The sequence below is a fragment of the Sulfurimonas crateris genome (assembly GCF_005217605.1).
In the GTDB taxonomy this organism is placed as follows: domain Bacteria; phylum Campylobacterota; class Campylobacteria; order Campylobacterales; family Sulfurimonadaceae; genus Sulfurimonas; species Sulfurimonas crateris.
The window spans coordinates 86253-101369 of sequence record NZ_SZPX01000001.1 but is presented as its reverse complement, the minus strand read 5'-3'; the positions used below and the strand labels follow the sequence as shown (position 1 = coordinate 101369).

At 39.6% G+C, this 15117-nt stretch carries 15 protein-coding genes and 1 tRNA gene; 1 reads left to right on the top strand and 15 read right to left on the bottom strand.

All coding sequences use genetic code 11. The features are described 5' to 3' along the window. Positions 1–4: 4 nt before the first annotated feature. From FCU45_RS00475 to FCU45_RS00420, 12 genes are all read right to left on the bottom strand, one after another. On the bottom strand, positions 5–523 hold the full coding sequence (locus FCU45_RS00475) for a hypothetical protein (RefSeq protein ID WP_137011197.1): 519 nt from the start codon (positions 521–523) through the stop codon (positions 5–7). Then, positions 516–1382 carry a tyrosine-type recombinase/integrase gene (locus FCU45_RS00470; protein WP_137011195.1) on the bottom strand — a complete coding sequence of 289 codons (867 nt, stop codon included), beginning with the start codon at positions 1380–1382 and terminating at the stop codon, positions 516–518. The genes FCU45_RS00475 and FCU45_RS00470 overlap by 8 nt, the downstream gene beginning before the upstream one ends. Next, complete coding sequence (locus tag FCU45_RS00465; RefSeq protein ID WP_137011193.1) at positions 1382–1606, bottom strand: MerR family transcriptional regulator; 225 nt, start codon at positions 1604–1606, stop codon at positions 1382–1384. The genes FCU45_RS00470 and FCU45_RS00465 overlap by 1 nt, the downstream gene beginning before the upstream one ends. Positions 1607–1704: 98 nt before the next feature. After that, on the bottom strand, positions 1705–2457 hold the full coding sequence (locus FCU45_RS00460) for a hypothetical protein (RefSeq protein ID WP_137011191.1): 753 nt from the start codon (positions 2455–2457) through the stop codon (positions 1705–1707). Continuing rightward, complete coding sequence (locus tag FCU45_RS00455; protein WP_137011189.1) at positions 2450–3607, bottom strand: tyrosine-type recombinase/integrase; 1158 nt, start codon at positions 3605–3607, stop codon at positions 2450–2452. The genes FCU45_RS00460 and FCU45_RS00455 overlap by 8 nt, the downstream gene beginning before the upstream one ends. Positions 3608–3770: 163 nt before the next feature. After that, positions 3771–3858: transfer RNA gene (locus FCU45_RS00450), tRNA-Ser, on the bottom strand. A gap of 60 nt (positions 3859–3918) precedes the next feature. Then, the gene (locus FCU45_RS00445; protein ID WP_137011187.1) at positions 3919–4557 is read right to left on the bottom strand and encodes a DNA-binding protein; all 639 of its coding nucleotides are present in this window, start codon (positions 4555–4557) and stop codon (positions 3919–3921) included. Positions 4558–4568: 11 nt separating this feature from the next. After that, positions 4569–5066, bottom strand: a complete 498-nt coding sequence (locus FCU45_RS00440) for a YajQ family cyclic di-GMP-binding protein (protein WP_137011185.1) — start codon at positions 5064–5066, stop codon at positions 4569–4571. Positions 5067–5276: 210 nt separating this feature from the next. After that, entirely contained in the window at positions 5277–5975 is a 699-nt protein-coding gene (locus tag FCU45_RS00435; protein WP_137011183.1) for a succinate dehydrogenase/fumarate reductase iron-sulfur subunit, read from the bottom strand. Continuing rightward, positions 5965–7572 (bottom strand): FAD-dependent oxidoreductase, encoded by a 1608-nt coding sequence (locus FCU45_RS00430; RefSeq protein ID WP_137011181.1) that lies wholly within the window; start codon positions 7570–7572, stop codon positions 5965–5967. The genes FCU45_RS00435 and FCU45_RS00430 overlap by 11 nt, the downstream gene beginning before the upstream one ends. Beyond that, positions 7562–10156, bottom strand: coding sequence for an ABC transporter substrate-binding protein (locus FCU45_RS00425; RefSeq protein WP_137011179.1), 2595 nt, complete (start codon positions 10154–10156; stop codon positions 7562–7564). Before FCU45_RS00425 ends, FCU45_RS00430 begins: the two co-directional genes overlap by 11 nt. A 28-nt stretch (positions 10157–10184) precedes the next feature. Further along, positions 10185–10436 carry a YqaA family protein gene (locus tag FCU45_RS00420; RefSeq protein WP_246032206.1) on the bottom strand — a complete coding sequence of 84 codons (252 nt, stop codon included), beginning with the start codon at positions 10434–10436 and terminating at the stop codon, positions 10185–10187. Position 10437: 1 nt separating this feature from the next. Between FCU45_RS00420 and FCU45_RS11530 the strand changes: the two genes are divergently transcribed. After that, positions 10438–10605 carry a hypothetical protein gene (locus tag FCU45_RS11530; protein ID WP_170175800.1) on the top strand — a complete coding sequence of 56 codons (168 nt, stop codon included), beginning with the start codon at positions 10438–10440 and terminating at the stop codon, positions 10603–10605. Here the strand turns inward: FCU45_RS11530 and FCU45_RS00415 are convergent. The 3 genes from FCU45_RS00415 to flgE all read right to left on the bottom strand — a co-directional run bounded on the left by FCU45_RS00415 (position 10591) and on the right by flgE (position 15013). Then, on the bottom strand, positions 10591–11520 hold the full coding sequence (locus FCU45_RS00415; RefSeq protein ID WP_137011175.1) for a D-2-hydroxyacid dehydrogenase: 930 nt from the start codon (positions 11518–11520) through the stop codon (positions 10591–10593). The two genes, FCU45_RS11530 and FCU45_RS00415, sit on opposite strands and share 15 nt — an antisense overlap. Beyond that, entirely contained in the window at positions 11521–12684 is a 1164-nt protein-coding gene (gene purT, locus FCU45_RS00410) for a formate-dependent phosphoribosylglycinamide formyltransferase (protein WP_137011173.1), read from the bottom strand. A gap of 169 nt (positions 12685–12853) precedes the next feature. Further along, positions 12854–15013: a flagellar hook protein FlgE gene (gene flgE, locus FCU45_RS00405; RefSeq protein ID WP_137011171.1), complete on the bottom strand. Its 2160-nt coding sequence runs from the start codon at positions 15011–15013 to the stop codon at positions 12854–12856. Between the last annotated feature and the right edge of the window lie 104 nt (positions 15014–15117).

Genomic DNA, 15117 nt, shown 5'->3' with positions numbered 1-15117 from the left:
ATTACTATTCTTTCTCGCTGCATACCTGTAAATGTTCTTTTACAAACTTTACCAATGCAACTTCTAACTCTTTAACACTCATGCTTTTAAACTCTTCGGGATGCTGTTCTTGCATATATTGTTTGAAACACGCCATAATATTGGCTATATGATGGTTAACTTTTTGATACCCCGGGCTATTAATAAGCTCCGTAAGATAATCACCATATTCATCTACATCTATGCCGTAATAGTTATCCTCCATCAACTTTTTAATATCTTGACTCACACAGCTGCCGCGACTGCTTTTGATGTTGCTTTGCAGCTCGCTTATATATGCAATAAGTATTTCTATCTGTTCAGCTTCACTAAGCTCACTAATGTGTGCACCCTCCCACTTAGTTATGATGATTTTCGCTTTTTCTGTTCCCAAAAAGCTTTTAGCAATAGTTTCAACTTTGCTCCCATTCATAAGACATGCTTCTATATCTTTATTTATGCTCTCCGGGGTCTCTTGCCCTAAGTAAATATCTGTACTATGCATTGATATTCTCCTCTGCCATTGGATGACATGCATTTACGGTTTTTAGTAATTGAGGCTTTTTTATGTGCGTATATATTTGTGTTGTGATTAGACTTGAATGACCAAGCAGTTCAGATACTACGCTTACATCACATCCGTTAATGATCATATGCGTTGCAAAATGATGTCTCATACTGTGCGGATTAAGATCTATGGAGTCTTTGAGGATCTTATAAACTTGAACTCTTGACATTGAAGTGCCTTTATAATTAACAAAGAAACCTTTTCCCAGAGGAAACGGACACGTTCTCATATAAGCGTCAAGTGCTTCTACTGCCTCTTTAGCAATCGGAACGACTCTGTCTTTTAAACCTTTGCCGCTGTCAATCCGTGCCCAACCATTTTCAATATTGTTTCTATCAAAAGCCAGAGCTTCCGATACTCTCATACCAGTTGCATACAGAAGTATAGTAAGCGCATAATTTCTCTTGATCTTCCAACTATTTGACATTTCAGCGGTCTTCTTTAGTTCATTAAGCCTTTTAATAAACTCATCTTGATCTAAGATTTCAGGAAGCTTACGACTGCCCTTAACATAGGGGATGTTGACTTTGTTCATGTTAAAATAGACATTTTTAGAAAGATGTCTAAGAAAAACTCTTAAAGCACTGCCATGCTTGTTTTTGCCATCATTTCCTAAATGAGAGTATTTTTGCAAATAGTTGTAAACTATAGAGTTGTTTATAGACTCTAGATCATCTACAAACTCTATAAAAGACTTTGCTTCTTTTGCATATAACTCTACTGTGCTCTTTGCAAGACCTTTTATAAGTAGATGCTCCAAATAACCGTTATAAACTTTTTCTTTTGCAGCATCCATTATAAAGCCTTTGCAGAGGTCTCTACTTTGGTTTTTTCTATAGCAGCCATAATTTCAGATTGCTTATAAAATATTCTACGATTAAATTTATAGTAAGGGAAGCCTGTTTTACTGCCTCTATGGCTTGCCAATGCTTTTAAGCTATAGCCTGTCAATTCGGAAACTTCCTGTGGTGTCATTAATTCTTTGGTTGGAGGTATTGCCTCTGTTATCTCTGTGCTCATGTCATACCTTTCTCTATTGAAGATATAAAATGATACAGTTAAGAAGCTTAACTGGATATAAATAGTGCTATTTAGTTACACTTAGTAGTCTAATTTGTTTATATTAATATGTTTTGAACTCTTTCTGCCCCTTCTTTAGCTGCCCTATAAACCTGTGATACATTCCCATTATATAAATGTTCAGCTATATATTTGTTTATTAAACCTCTGAACTCTCCTATGCTAATGTTCTCATCATTGGTAAAAATTTGTTGGAACTCTTTATCACTATTAAACATTTGGATAGAATACAATACATCTAAATCATAAATGAACATTCTATCTCTTTCAGCATCTCGTCTTAGCCTTTTATATTCCGATCTGTAATCTGAAATTAGATCTGGATCAAAAGAAACAGTCTTATTAAATATATCTAAAAAATTATATTCAGAACAATTGGCAACTGCCTCTCTTAATATTTTTAATGATTTTTCTTTTATAGGAGAGCCATCTTTTTCTATTAAAAACTTTATCGGTCTTGGTTTAAATAACTCCTCATAGACTACAATATTATTTTCTATGTATGCTCTACCTAATATACCAGCACGAAAAAGCTGTAATGCCATGACATCTTTAATATCTAATTTTTTATAATAACTATAAAAATTTTCATATACTGTTTGCCATTCAGAAAGACTAAGATCATTATGCTCTTTAATAAATGACAATACATTTTTAATGTGAAAACTTGGATACAGCGATATCTCACTCTGTTCATCTTGCTGTATGTAAAGTTCTATCTTTTCCCATTCTTCAATAGGAATGACCGCATGCGTCTTTTTCCCATTCTCATCCATTAAAAAACTAACCATTCTTAACCTCTGTATCTACTCGTTTAATATTTAGAGAAACTTTACTACTCTTTTTAAGTCCGCTCTCAAGCATATCTATATGTCCTTGCATTACAGGTTCTGCAATGTCAATATACCTTTGTGTCGTCTCTAAATTTTTATGATTTAAAAATTCTTTTATTATAGCAGCAGGTGTCCCCTGCAATGCCATTCTAGTACCAACATTATGCCGTAAACTGTGCAAAGGTCTATAATGAGATGGTATTCCCGCCATATCTGCTATTCTTCGTGAATGATAACTTAAGTATTGTGCTCGTACTGGCTCATTTCCATTTTCAAAAATATAAACTTTGGATTTTCCACGCTGCCGTTCAATAATATTAATACTCTCTGAAGATAGCAACTTCCTTTCGTCTCGACCACTCTTTGCATCTCTGATTATTACACTCTTTTCCTCTTTATTGTAATCACTCCATTTTATTTTTAATGGCTCAGATCTACGCATTCCCGTATAATAAATCAATTCTACTATATCGGAAACTATCCTGTATGGATACTGCTCTATAATAGATAAATAATTCTGTAACATCTCATCTGTATATATCTCTGTCAACTTTTCTTTAGCACGTGGTATTGGGATTTTTAAACTTGGTTGAGGCTTTATAAGATTTATTTCACTGGCATACTTTACAACTTTGTTGTAAAACTCCTCTACCTTTATATATGTTATATGCTTTACACCACGAGCCCTCATAACTGCATGTACTTTTTTTAAATCGCTTATAGTAATATCAGATATTTCCATATCATCTAAATGTTTTAGATCATTGTATCTGTATCTATCTTCTCTTATGGATTTTTTAGAGCTATGATCATCAAGGTATCTTTTTGCAGCTTCTTTAAATATTAGCTTTTTAGTGTTTGGAAGATCTCCTCCATGCCTTATAGCTACTATCCTTTCTGCTCTTATATTTTTAGCGAACTCAGCACTATATCCATCTGACTGCCATCCTATCCGTTCATTTTTTGAGCGACCGTTTACACGATAACGAATTTTAAAAGATTTATCTGGTTTTCCATTGTACTTTTTCTTCTTTGAATAGCGGAAATATACCCCATCATACTTAGTTGGATAATCTTTATCATATTGTATATCTTTAGTGTCTGCCATAAAAGAGCCTCAAAAAAAGGTAACACGTATTTCATTAAAAAGGTAACAAATAGGTAACAATGAAATAGTATTTAAGAGATTATAACGGAACTAAAAGGATTTTGCAAACCCTGATTAATGGCTTATATAGGGCTAAATGGGATTAAAAGGATTTCTTTTTATGTGGTGGACAGCGAGGGATTCGAACCCTCGATAGGTTGCCCTATACACGCGTTCCAGGCGTGCGCCTTCGACCACTCGGCCAGCTGTCCATTTAGGAGGTGCAATTTTACCCTCAAAACCCTTAAGGGTAGCTCTAAAGATGCTCTTTTTTAGAGTGAAAAATCGCTATAGTCATATTTTTGCAGGTCAATATAGTACTTTTTGTCTATCTCAATAACCCTTGGATCATTCTGCGCTCTTGCTTTGAACTCATCTTTTATCTTTGCTCTTTTTTTCTTTGAGAAGTTTTTGCTCTTTAGATATTTTCCAAGTGGAATAAGCCTCTTCTCCTCTGCCGTATCCTCTTTTTGAATGTGCTCTATCTCTGCTTCAAGAGGCTCTTGCGGAGCATTTAAGATAAACTTTGAAGAGATCGCGTTTATGATGCCTTTTAACTGCTCATCTTTATCTTTATATATCTGCTCGATCTTTCTTCTCTCTTCTATAAGCATCTGCTCTTTTTGGTCTCTTAGAGTTCTTGTCTCACCCTGCAGGGTCTCAACTTTTTGCTGAAGTTTTGCATTCTGCTCTTCTAAAAACTTATAGTATCTCTCATCTGATTGCGGTGCTGTTTTTCTGGCAGCAGTTCTTAGAGGCTGAGCATTTGAGCTTTTATCTTTGCTAATCAAAACGAACTTTACCCCATCTTCCATAACACTCTCAAGTGAGCCTCTTCTAATGCGGTTATGGATCGCCTCTTTGGAGACTCCAAGTTTCTCGGCGGCATCTGAAATAGTTAGTTTAATCATAAAACACTCCCCTATCTCATATTTTCAAAGACAAGCGGAGCTTCCCACTCCATAGAACGGATAGTTGCAATAACTTTTTGCAAATCGTCCAGCTTAGCCCCCTTGACTCTTATTGAATCGCCCTCTATCTGGGCAGTGACCTTTAGTTTGAGATTTTTTATCTCTGCTGCGATTTTTTTAGCCTCTTTTGACTCAATGTAGTCAACTATTTTAAATGTCACTTTTCTGTTGTTGCCGCTTGAGTCTTCCGTCTTTAGCTCTTCAAGAACTTTTGAGGAGAGGTTTTGTTTTAAAAGCTTAGCTATAACAATATCTTTGAGTGCATCGAGTTTGTTATCGCTTGAGGCAACAAGTACCAGAAGCTTATCCTTCTCCCTGTAGTTGATCTCATAAGCCGTTCCCTTAAAGTCGTAACGGTTTGCAACCTCTTTGTCCACAAGATTTATAGCATTTTTAAAGTTCTGCATATCGATCTTTGCGCTAATATCAAACGAGTGTTCTTTTGCCATCTCTATTCCTTAATTTTATTTCATAAAATGAAGTAACTCTTTATCTATTCATCACGGTATCGGAAGTAATTCCGACACCTATGCTAACGCTTGGTTTTACCCTCAAGGGGCACCTAGTACTCAGCGTAAAACTCAAAGAACTAGTTCTTTTTATTTATATTTATAACAATTATTGCAGATTATAACATATTTTAAAGTGTGTTAGCTGTTTTAAAAAACAGGGCTGCCGTCATTAAAGCCGCCGCCAAAATTGCTAAAACTTGGGTCCATATAGCCGAACATAGAGCTTTTTGACCTTAGTTTTTCAATATCTGCCTTGCTTGAGATTCCCTGCGGGCAGACAAGCGTGCACTCATTACACAGAGTACAGTCCCAGACACCGTTTGTCTGCGCCACGTCTATCTTCTCTTTTGGATCTGACTCCCTTTTATCGCTAACATAGCGCCAAACTCTTGTTAGTGAGAACGGTCCTAAAAACTCTTCGTTTACCGCATATACAGGACAAGCGCTATAACAAGAAGCACACAATATACAGTCGCTTTGAAGTTCGTTTATTTGCTGATTCTCCTCCGAGAGCTCTATATTATCAGCTAATGAACTCTGCCACGCTTTTGCCTTCGCATTAAAAGAGTAAGCCTTCTCCATATCAACGACGAGATCACGAAGAATGGGAGTGTTGCGAAGCGGCTCTACCAAGTCGCCGTCTTTTGCATTATGTGAACACGCCAAAACCTCGCGTCCGTTCACTCTCACTGCGCAGCTTCCGCAAACTCCGCTTCTGCAACCGCTGCTATAAGCAAGGGATGGGTCTTGTGCTCTTTTGATCTCATTTAGCACCTCTAAAAGCGTCGCGCCCTCCATATTTACCTCATAAGTTACAACGCTCTCTCTTTGAATATTAATTTTCATAGCTCACTACCCCCTCCGCATCTACGATCGTATGCGCTCTAAATTTTTTATCTGTAGCAGGAAAATCTACTCTAAAGTGCGCACCTCTGCTCTCCTGCCTGCTAATGGCACTAAGCAGGATCGTCTCTGCAACCGTGAGCATATTTTTAAACTCCAAAAACTCTATAAGATTGGTGTTATACTCTTTTGTTTTATCGCTAACACCCATCTTCGGCAGAGAGCTTTTCATCTCTTGCACCTCTTTTAAAGCCTCTTGCAGTGCCCCTTTGTCTCTCTTTATTCCTACATTTTTATAAAAAATCTCACCCAAAATTGCTTGTTTCTCATAAAAGCTTATCTCATTTGCATATCTCTTTATCTCTGCGATCTCATTCTCAGATAACTCTTTTGCTTCTAAAATAGCTTCATCTTTAGTGGCATTTTTTGCATATTTGGCAGCGTTTATCCCTGCCTCTTTGCCAAAGACCACAATCTCCAACAGAGAGTTTCCGCCAAGTCTGTTCGCTCCGTGAACTCTATGGTTTGCACACTCTCCCGCTGCAAAGAGTCCCTCAATTGATGTTGAAGAGTTAGAATCAACCTCTATGCCTCCCATAGTGTAGTGCGCTGCGGGTTTTATCGGGATAAGATCATCTGCAGGGTCCACATTTTCATAAAGTTTTGCGAGTTTTGCCTCTTGAGGAAGCTCTTTTTCTATAAACTCTACGCCCAAATGACGGATGTCAAGATAAATATTCTCACCCTTTGCAATCTCATCATGGATCGCTTTTGAGACCTCATCGCGCGGCAGAAGTTCATCCACAAACCTCTCACCCTTAGAGTTTAAAAGATGTCCGCCCGCACCTCTGGCACTCTCGGAGATAAGAATTGATGAGCCTTTAAGTGCTGTTGGATGAAACTGCACAAACTCCATATCGCTCACTCTTGCCCCCGCGCGCAGTGCTGCGGCAATTCCATCACCTGTTGAAGATAGCGAGTTTGTCGAGTAGGTGTTATAGACCCTGCTATATCCTCCCGTTGCCAAAATGACGCTTGAAGCCTCCAATATCTCAACCTCGCCGCTTCTTTTGTTAAGCAGACTTACGCCGCGTATATATTTTTTACCGCTCTGTTCAGGTTCGGTAAGAAGTTCAAGCAAATACCTCTCATTGAGTATCTCAATTCCCTCAGCCAGACATCTGTCATAAAGCGTGTGAAGAATCTTCAGACCCGTATAATCCTGAGCGTAACAGGCACGAGCCCCGTAAGCGCCGCCGAGCTTTCTCTGGGCTATTTTGGAGTTTGGCGTTCTGCTAAAAGGGACACCTATGCTATCAAGCCATGCAACAGCCTTTGGTGCTTCTTGGCACATATAGCTAACTGCACTCTCGTCTGCAAGAGCATTTGCAGACTTGAGCGTATTTTGAATGTGTAGCTCCACGCTGTCGCCGTCTGTTTCATTCAAAACAGCATTTATCCCTCCCTGAGCCATACAGGTCTGACTCCTTGTCGGATACTCTTTTGTCACTAAAACTACCTCTGCACCGTTTTGATGGGCATTTAAAGCGGCGACAAGTCCTGCTCCGCCTGCTCCGACAACTACTACTCTACTCTTCATCACTATCCTCGCTTATACCTACTTCGATTGTAAATTTTGCCCCGTCTTTAATATTCTCGACATAGAGCTTTCCGTCCTTGTGCTGCTTGATGATATTTTTTGACATATGCAGACCCAATCCAGTGCCGTTTTTGTCGAACTTTGTAGAGAAGTATGGGTCAAATACCTTATCTATTATCTCTTCGTCTATCCCTCCTGCGTTATCACTTATCTCCATAACCGCAACACCGTCTCTGTCGTAACTTTTTATAGATATCTGAGCATCCTTTATCTCTTTTTCATTAAACTGCTCTCTTGCATTGTTTATAATATTTACCAAGACCTGAACAAACTCATTTTTAAAAAGCTTGACTCTGCTTGTAGAACCGAGTTCTAAGGAGAGGTCAATATTTTCGGATGCCAAACTACCCTCCAACAGCCAGTAGACCTGAAAAACAGGGTCGTTTAAAGTACACTCTTCCTGATGTTTGTTTGGTCTGTAAAAATCACTAAAATCGGTTATGATCTGCCCCATATTATTTGTATAGAACTCAATTTTTTTGAGCTTTTTATCCAAGAAATCCAAAAACTCTTTTCTCTGCTTTTCATCAGAGAGATCATACTGTTCAAGCTCTATTGCCATGATCATAGATATATTAAGAGCCGATATTGTACTAAGGGGCTGTTTCCACTGGTGAGCGATCATACTTACGATCTCTCCGATCTGTGCCAAACGCGATTTATGAAGCATATAGGTATCTTTTTTCTGCATCTCGTTTACCGCATCAGATATCTTAAGCTCCAGCGTTTGGTTGAGCTCAAGCAGTTTGTCCTTTAACTCCTCTAGCTCACTGTTTTTCTTCTTGAGAATATGCTGACGATAGAAAAATATAAAAACAGTGACAAAAATCAAAAAGAGTATCTCTTTTAAATACTCGAACTTTACATTGTTCACATAGTTCACTGATACCCAGTTGTTAAAAAAATTGTGAACATCGGGATGCTTGAGATTTCTTGAGAGTTTTTCATAGATATTAAAAAGAGCAATATCATCGTCTCTTACCCCAAAAGAGATGCCGATCTTATCGTCAAACTGACCGGATATTTTTAGATGTCCGTTGGAGGTGTTCTTAAAAGCGTAAGCAGTACTTATAAGAGTATCAATATAGCCGTAATACTCTCCTCTCTCGACGGCTCTAAAACCATCCTTCAATGAATCTACATAGTTTAGTTTTATCCACGGATGCTTCTTTTTTAGATCCTCTATAAAAGGATTTTCTTTTGCCACGACAAACTCTTTATCTATAGTGCTGTCTACATCAACTATGTAATTTTGAGATTTTCTAGTTACGATAACAAGCGGTTCATTGTGATAAACAGTGGTGTATCTTATATCTTTATATCCTCTATTTGGAACGGACATAGGCAAAATATCGCACTCTTTGTTCGATATCTTTCGCATAGCGTCTTCCCAACCGCTGTTTTGCACAAAGCTGTATTCTAAGTTTATATTCTCTTTTGTAAGCTTTAAAATATCAGCAGCGACACCTATGAACTCATCATGTTCAAGGTCACTAAGAGGGAGCATTGATGATATGGCGCAGACCTTTACCTCTTGCTTGTTTATAAGATACTCCTTCTCCTCTTTTGTTAAAAATGCATCTCTATTGCTAAATATAAGCTCATTTACATCTACATCAGACTCTACAAACCCCATAACTCTGTATATATCTAGTATTCTCTCTATCTTGCTCTTTCTGACACTTCCAAATGGAATATCTTTTACATATGCTAATTTTTTCAACTCAAATGCTTCAAATATCAGAGCGGCTCTTGTCTTTTTTGCTGGGTTATGCTTTTTATAAATAAGCTCAACTGTCTCGTCTATATTTCTAAAGGCATACTCCCACCCTTTTATGGATGCATTGTTAAAACTGTTGACACTCTGGGGATTTTTACGCACATTCTCTTGTGAAGTAAAAAGTATATCGCTGTAAAAATCAAAACCTCTCTCCCTTGGAGAGAAAAGCTTATATTTTATACCTTTTTCTTGCAGCACAAAAGGCTCGTTTGAGATGTAGCCTGTGTAGATATCTACTTTTCCATCAATAAGATCTTCAAGATCAAAAGTATGTCTTGTAAACTCAATACTCCCCTCATCTATTTTTGAAGACTTTATCATAGCATGGACAGATGCTGTCTCAACAGCATCCTCTGTTATCATGATCTTTTTGCCGCTAAAATCTTTTATATTCTCTATATTTAAGGTTTTCAGTGCTATGAGTGTGAGGGGTGAGGATTGAAATATTGCGCTCAGAAGAGAGATCTCTTCTCCTCTTGCATAGCTCCAGATTAGGCTTGAACGCCCTATGCCGTATGTTGTTTTTCCGCTTAAAACATCACCTATTACATCTGTTTCATTAGTAAACTTTTTTATCTCTACATCAAAGCCGGCATCTGCGTAAAAACCCTTCTCTTTTGCCATATAGTATCCCGCAAACTGAAACTGGTCAAGCCATTGAAGTTGCAGAGATACCTTCTGCATAGGTTTTGCAGCGGCACAAAGAGAAGCAACAATTAGCATAAGAGTAAATATATATTTCATCAAATTCCGAATTTTTGAATGTAGTAGATTATACCACAAGAGTCAAAAAGTAGTACCTTGCTATCCTCAAACTTCCTGCAATTAAAACAAACCAAATAAACCTTAGCCTGGCGACACCGGCAACAAGTGTGAGAGGATCGCCGATAACAGGAAGCCATGAGAGAAGAAGTGCATAGTAGCCGTATTTATGTCCGTAACCGTAGGCTTTTGCACCCGTTTTGGATGCCAAAAGCTTTGTTTTACTCTTCTCGTAAAGCAGGTAGCCCAAAAAGTAGTTCACAATGATTGCAAGAATATTTCCGCTTGAGGCAAAAAGGAGTGCGTTTAACTCAGGCATACCACTTGAGAGAGCTGCGACAAAAGCAACCTCAGAACTAAAAGGGAATATAGTAGCCGCTAAGAAAGCGGATAGAAAAAGAGTAAGCTCCGCTATGTTATCTGCTTATTGATGATTTGATATTTTCTATAACGCCCGCTATAAGCTTCTGTCTCGCTTCAACGCTTGTCCATGCAATATGCGGTGTTATGTAGAGGTTGTCTCTGTTTTTTACGCTTAAGAGCGGATGGCTCTCTTCCATCGGCTCACGACTAAGAACATCTAGACCAAAAGAGATATTTTTCTCATCAACTACTCTCGCAACTGCCGCCTCATCGATGATACCGCCACGTCCAAGATTTAGAACCACAGCTTCTTCTCTGCACATTAACAACTGTTCATAACCTAAAAGATTCGCTGTTTTATCATTTAGCGGTGCATGTATGGAGATAATATGAGATCTTTTTAAAAGCTCTTCAAGTTCAACTTGCTTGTACTCTGCATTTGAGTTCTTGCCGCTTGTGGAGAAGTAACAGACATCTGCGCCGAACGCCTCTGCCACCCTTGCAACGCCGCGTCCGATCTCACCCAAGCCTATGATTCCCCATCTTTTACCCTTGATCTCAAAAAACGGTTGTGAGACATCTGTAAAGATTTGGCTTTTTGCGTAAGAGCCATCTTTTACATACTCATCATAATATCTGGGGTGTCCAACAAGGTAAAATAGCATAGAAAAAGTGTGCTGAATAACGGAATCGGTTGAGTATCCTGAGACGTTCTTTACCTCAATGCCTCTCTTTTTTGCGGCATCAATGTCCACATTGTTCATCCCAGTTGCGGCAACACAGATAAGTTTTAGAGCGGGAGAGTTTGAGATGTGCTCAGATGTTATAACAACCTTGTTAGTAACTATAACATCCGCATGGGTTATACGCTCCTGTGTCTGCTGGGGCGAAGTTGTCTGAAAAACATCGACATCTCCAAGCTTGAAAAATCCGCCAAGAGATGTGTCGCCAAAAGTAAGCGCATCAAGGATAACAATCTTCATTTAGCTGTCCTTTATGTTTTGGATCAGCTCTCTTGCTCTCTCTAGTGCTTTATCTGCCTGATCAAAGACAAGTGCGACCGCCAATCTTCTGCCTTTATGCGCTTCAGGTTTAGAAAAAATTCTAACAAAACTGTTGTCACTAAAGAGGCTCTCATCGACACTTATAACAGGAGCGTAACTGTGAACTTCCGATTTAAATGCGGCACTTGCCCCTTCACCGTAGAAGGTAAAACCAAGCGGAAGACCAAGAACGGCTCTTAGGTGAAGTGCAAACTCGCTTTGAGACTGAGTAATAAGCGTTACCATCCCCGTATCGTGAGGACGAGGAGATACTTCGGAAAAGTAGACCTCATCACCTTTTATGAATAGTTCAACGCCAAAAAGACCGCGCCCGCCAAGACCGTCAGTTATCTTTTTAGCGATCTCCTGTGAGCGCTCTTTTGCAAGCGGGCTCATCTGCATAGGCTGCCATGAGAACACATAGTCGCCGCCTTTTTGCTCATGCCCTATCGGCTCGCAAAAAACGGTCTCGCTGCCGTTTCTTGCAGTTAGCATCGTTATCTCATAATCAAAATCTATAAAAGCCTCTACAATAAGCTCGCTTGCATCACCGCGCGCCTCTTTTGCTATCTCCCATGAAGCATCGATATCCTCTGCACTTTTAGCTACACTCTGCCCATGTCCCGAAGAGCTCATAACAGGCTTAATAACACAAGGAAAACCAAGACGCTCGGCCGCATCTTTTAAACCCTCTTTTGTTGTGACAAACTCATAAGGACCTGTTTTTAAACCTAAAACTTCCGCCGCGAATGTACGGATATTTTTTCTGTTCATCGTCTTACTAACGGCACTTGCGTTTGGAATAACGTTATAACCTTTATCCTCTGCCGCAAAAAGGGCATCAATACTTATAGCCTCGATCTCAGGCAGAATATAATCAGGCTTTTCACGGTGGATGATCTCCAAAACTGCATATTTATCCTGCATATTTACAACATAGCTTCTGTGTGCTACATGATGTGCAGGTGCATTTTGATATCTATCGACTGCTATGACTTCAAGACCGAGTCTTTGAGCTTCAATAGCAACTTCCTTGCCGAGTTCGCCTGAGCCTAGAAGCATAATTTTTTTTGAGTTTGATTTTAGAGGAGCGGAGAAACGCATAATAATTCCTTGTAAATATTTTAACTACATGCTATACGAACGATTCTGCAACCTTAGGGTCAAAATCTTTGATTTTGGGGCACCCAAGGTGAAGCCTAAGTTAAGTATAGCAAGAGAGTTAAAACTACTTTGTTGAGTTAAAGGAATTATAACAAAATAGATTTAAAAGTTATCGTTTTAATCCGATAAGTGTCTCAAGAAGCGTATCTGAAGTGGTAATCGTTTTACCGTTCGCCTGATACCCTCTTTGGATGATGATAAGCTGCGTCAAAGAGCGTGATAAGTCAACGTTTGAAGCCTCTAATGCAGCTGCTTGCATAAACCCGCGTCCTGCCGTTGCAGCCGTTCCTATAATAGGGTCTCCCGAGTTGGCGGTCTGAATAAATACGTTTCCGCCCTCAGTTGTAAGACCTTCGTTATTAGTAAACTTTGCCATACCGATCTGTGCCAAACCAAAAGAGCGTCCGTTACTAAATGAACCCACAAGCGTACCGCTCTGATCAATTCTGATACCTACTAAATCTCCTCCGGTAAAACCGTCTTGGCTTATTCCTGAGGTCGATGAAGCAGAGTCAAAACTTGTCATACCGTCAAAAGCATTTGATGTACCGAGACTTATTGCAACCTGCTGATTTGGAGCAGAACCGTTATTTGCCGTAAACGAGACGTTTGGCGGGTTATAAGTAGCCAATGAGCCGTCGCTGTTAAATCTAATAAAACCTGTCTTTTCGTTGTATGGTGTTATCGTATCTATGGTAGCGGGTTCCGGAACACTTATTTTCATATTCCAAGTACTTCCCGTAGAAGGATCAACGGCAACTTTTCTAAACTCTGTTCTTAAAGTATGTTTTGAACCTAAAGAGTCAAAAATATCAATACTAGCAGAGTGTGTCGCCGCATTAAAACCTTGTGAAAATGCAGTTGCAGTACTACCTGAAGGTAGAGTTGCATTAAGCGCTTCCATGCTCCTTGTAAACTTAGTATTTTCACTTATTCCGCCACCGACAACACTGTTTGCGTTCATACCCGTAATAGAGAGATTTATATCATAATCGCCATCTATGGAACCGCCTGGATTTGATAGTTCAAATTTACCCTGCTCATTAATGATTACCTCTATATTGTTTTCAAAAAGACCATCAAGGTCGCCGTCGCCGGCAGTTGCTCTAGCCTCTTTTTCTAAACCTTCGCGAAGATCGGCTATGGTTCTAAATTTTTTGTCAAACCCTTCTGCCGTCGTAGCGCCTGTCGGATCATACTGGTATCTATAAGCCGTAGTAGCTGAATCTCCCACGACAAAACCACTTCCATCCGCTCCACCGACTGCGCTTATTCTAATATTATGAGAAGCATTTGAGTTAGAGTTGCTGTTTGTAAGCGTGATCTCTCCCGTTCCTGCATCATAAACAGCTTCAATGCCCGTTACAGATGTTTGAGCATTGATGGCTGAGACAAATCTTGAAGCGGTCTGAGCCTGAGTCTCTCCACCTGGAGCATTGCTTGTTATCTGCTTTGTCGTACCGTTATCCAGTTCAAATGTAATATCTAGATTGGTATTGGCGGTAACCGGTGCAGAAGCAGTCGTAGTTGTATCTACAAATGATGCCCATATACCTTGACCTGCTTGAAGGCTGAAAGCTTCACCAGATTCGTTGAACATTACGCCCATATCGCCCGATTCTATAGGGTTTCCATTTTCATCAATCGCAGCAGGTGAAGGAATTGCCGTTCCTGCCGGATAACTCTCCACTCTATATGCAGCTGAATAGTTATCGACGCGCGGACCTGAGTTCAGGTTTGCTTTAATAACTACATTCTGCGTAGGAGAAGCAGGAGTAGTAAGCCCCGGCGGTATGTTTATATTTGTAATAGGCGCTGTAGCGTCAACATACCCTGTTACCGGATCTCTCAACCACCCCTGAACAATAAATCCGTTGTTATCAACAAAGTTACCGCCAGCATCAAACTTAAAGTCGCCGGAACGTGTATATTTATAAGTGTTTCCGCCATCTGGAGAGACTATAAAAAAACCATCTCCCTGAATGGCAACGTCTGTATTTTTATCCGAGTTTTGAACTGAACCCTGTGCAAAAATCTTAGTTACCGAACTTGCACTTGCCCCAAGACCTACCTGTACCGGGTTTTTACCCCCAAGAGCGCCTTGCGGAGCAGTAGCTATCGCCTTGGTTTGAGCAAGAAGGTCTGAGAAATTTGCACGTGAATATTTAAAACCTATAGTATTTACGTTTGCGATATTGTTTGATTCTACGTCCATCGCGACTTGATGCGACTGTAGTCCGGATACACCGGCAAAAAGAGATTTTAACATCTTAAATCCTTTGTTATTAAGTAGTTAACGTCAAAGTAAGAAAAACTACCCTTGACCACGCTAGCCGTATCGGCACTCTCGCCTGCCTCAAAAGAGGCAAAATT